The 2,689-nt window shown below is 55.9% G+C and carries 3 protein-coding genes and 1 pseudogene; all 4 read right to left on the bottom strand.

The window, feature by feature from the left end; genetic code table 11:
- Nucleotides 1-348, bottom strand: a pseudogene (locus tag J3B89_RS20855) (CopD family protein); the annotation flags it as partial.
- A gap of 17 nt (nt 349-365) precedes the next feature.
- The gene (locus tag J3B89_RS20860) at nt 366-761 is read right to left on the bottom strand and encodes a copper resistance CopC family protein (protein WP_008224208.1); all 396 of its coding nucleotides are present in this window, start codon (nt 759-761) and stop codon (nt 366-368) included.
- Between the two features lie 33 nt (nt 762-794).
- Nucleotides 795-1,970 (bottom strand): copper resistance protein B, encoded by a 1,176-nt coding sequence (locus J3B89_RS20865; RefSeq protein ID WP_215768307.1) that lies wholly within the window; start codon nt 1,968-1,970, stop codon nt 795-797.
- Nucleotides 1,967-2,689, bottom strand: a 723-nt coding sequence (locus J3B89_RS20870) for a multicopper oxidase domain-containing protein (protein ID WP_215399528.1), incomplete at its 5' end; no start/stop codon positions are given. The genes J3B89_RS20865 and J3B89_RS20870, both read right to left, overlap by 4 nt.

Below are 2,689 nucleotides of genomic sequence, written 5' to 3' on the forward strand. Positions count from 1 at the left end.
GGCCCAAAGCCACAGCGCTGCATAACCGCATAACCATAAAAGCAGCTGGGTGCGCATTGCCGATTGCCAAACCATCTGTAGCATCAGCCTGTCGGCCATGCCAGCTACGCCTGTTTCGGCCAGCGCACCAGCCTGCAGCGGCAGATACAGTAACGCCAGCACCATACCTGCGGCCGACCACCCCAGTACAAGGCGTTTTAACCACAGCCGAAAGGCAAGGCTATCAGACGGTGGCTGAGCCAGCGCCGGCAACTGCAGCAAAAACGCCGCACCAATACTGCCGCTAACCGCTAAATAACTCAGCAGCTTGTGGGCGAATAAGGCTAATACCCAGGTATCGCTAAACATCGCCAATCTCAAGCCATCTAGTGCTGATGCGCGTGCGCGCTATCAGCTTTCACCCCGGCGTCAGCGCCGGCGTGGAGCATAAAACTGAAATCACCTTTCATTTTATGACCGTCTTCGCCCAAACCTACCCAGTTAACCTGATAACTACCGATCTCCAGCACTGGCAACGGCCAGCTAAACTGCGTGGCGACAGCGGTGGGCGTAAAGCCAAAATCGACAGTGTTACCGTTATCGTGCAACAGCGTGACTTTCGTCAGCCGGATCGGGCCACTAAAGCTGATACTGAGTACATCCGGTGCCTGCATTAGCATGGCGTTATCCGCCGGCACCGAGCCGCTTTGTTTAACATGCGCCAGCACAGGCCCGGCAAACGCCAAACAGAGCAGAGTAAGTAGCGGGATTAATTTTTTCATGTTGATCACCTTATTTATTAAAACCCTGATCTATTAAAACCAGAAACGCACACCGGCAACCCAGGATGTTTCTGCTGTCGATGCATCCTGCAGGCGGGCAAAATCTGCCGTGTTACCATATTTGTTATGCCACTCTACCCCGACATAGGGTGCGAACTGGCGGGAGAATTCATAGCGCAGCCGAAGCCCTGCCCCCAGTGAAGACAGGCCTTTACCCAGCTGATTGACCTCATCGTCTTTGCCATAGGCTGTCAGCTCCGCCCGGGCCTGCAGGATCAGGCGCTGCGTTAACAGCAGCTCATATTCCGCTTCGGCACTTAACGCGGTGCGACCACCAGTGCCCAGATAAGCCGTGACATCCACTTCAAACCAGTACGGCGCCAAACCCTGCACACCCAATGCTAACCACTGCCGGTTGGTGCCATCGGCAACCTGATCCAGGCGCAGCCCAAGCTGACCATCCCAATAGGCTGCTATCGCGTGGCTCCATAACAGCTCGGTGCTGCTCTCTTCCAGCTTGCCGTCACTGACTTCAGCTTCGGTTTTCAGCACCAACCGATCATAGGTCGTACCATACCAGGCTTGCAGCTCCAGTTCGCCAGCTTCACTGTCGGCATTGTATTCCAGCCGATCGCCCAGCACGGACCACTGTGGATGTTCAACGCCGTGCTTTAAATGGCGTGAATCGGCCATGCCATAGGGCCCGTCAGTCAGGGTGTAGCCGTTGGAGTAGGCATGTGGATCGCGGGCATTAGCCGGCGCCTTACCGCCTTGCATCTGCATATCGGCATGGTTCATCGTGCTGTGATCCATACTGCTGTGATCCACGGCCTGCTCAGCATGGGTCATTTCATTATGGTTCATCTCGGTATGATCCATTTTGCTATGGTCCACTTCGCTGTGGTCCATCTGGCTATGGTCTACGGCCTGCTCAGCGTGGCCCATTTTATTGTGGTCCATGCCGCTATGATCCATCTGACTGTGATCCATGTCACTAGGGTTCGTCTGGCTATGGTCAACCGCCTGCTCAGCGTGGTTCATCTTGCTATGATCCATTTTGCCGTGGTCCATTTTGCTGTGGTCCATGCCACTGTGCGTTGGTACCGGCGGTTTCTCAGTGGCGTTCTGCGCTGCCACGCCAGGGCTGAGCGCCACAGTACAGGCCAGCGCCAGCAGCGACAAGGTTAGCGTTACGTTGGCTGTTTTCATGACACCACCACTTCTCTGAACATACCCGCATCCATATGGAACAATAAATGACAATGCCAGGCCCAGCGCCCGACATCATGCGGCGTGGTTAAAAAGCTGATGCGCTGCGCCGGTTGCACCGGAATGGTATGGCGGCGTACCTGTACGGCACCGTTGTCACTTTCCAGATCACTCCACATACCGTGCAAATGCATCGGGTGGGTCATCATGGTGTCGTTTTGCAAGATCACCCGGATACGCTGATTGTGCTTCATATGCACCGGTGTGCTTTTACTGAACTCTAAGCCATCGAATGACCAGGTGTAGCGCTCCATATTGCCGGTCAGATGCAGCTCAATTTCCGCCTCCGGGCCGCCCGGCTCAATAATACCGTCCAGCGAATGTAAATCGGCCAGGGTCAGCGCGCGCCGCCCGGTATTGCGCAAACCAATGCCCGGATCGTCCAGGTTGGTTCTTGGCATATCCACCCGCATATCCACCGACGGGCCATACTCGGTGCTGGCATGACGCACAGTTGAACTGGCTTTGGCATAAGGCACCGCCGGGCCATGCTGACTGTGATCGATAGCCATAGCACCATGCTGGCTATGATCTTCCGCGCCATTGCCGTGCGCCATCGCGCTGTGGCCGTGGCTGTGGCTGTCGCTTGCGCCATGGTTCATATTACCCATCATGTCAGCCATCGTCAGCCACTCCACCGGATCCAGTGCCGGCACCGG

The sequence above is a fragment of the Rheinheimera oceanensis genome, assembly GCF_018831085.1.
Taxonomy (GTDB): Bacteria; Pseudomonadota; Gammaproteobacteria; order Enterobacterales; family Alteromonadaceae; genus Alishewanella; species Alishewanella oceanensis.

Bases quoted from the DNA above. Each gene is read 5' to 3' on its own strand.
- J3B89_RS20860 (WP_008224208.1), bottom strand. From the start codon at position 761: ATGAAAAAATTAATCCCGCTACTTACTCTGCTCTGTTTGGCGTTTGCC.
- J3B89_RS20865 (WP_215768307.1), bottom strand. From the start codon at position 1,970: ATGAAAACAGCCAACGTAACGCTAACCTTGTCGCTGCTGGCGCTGGCC.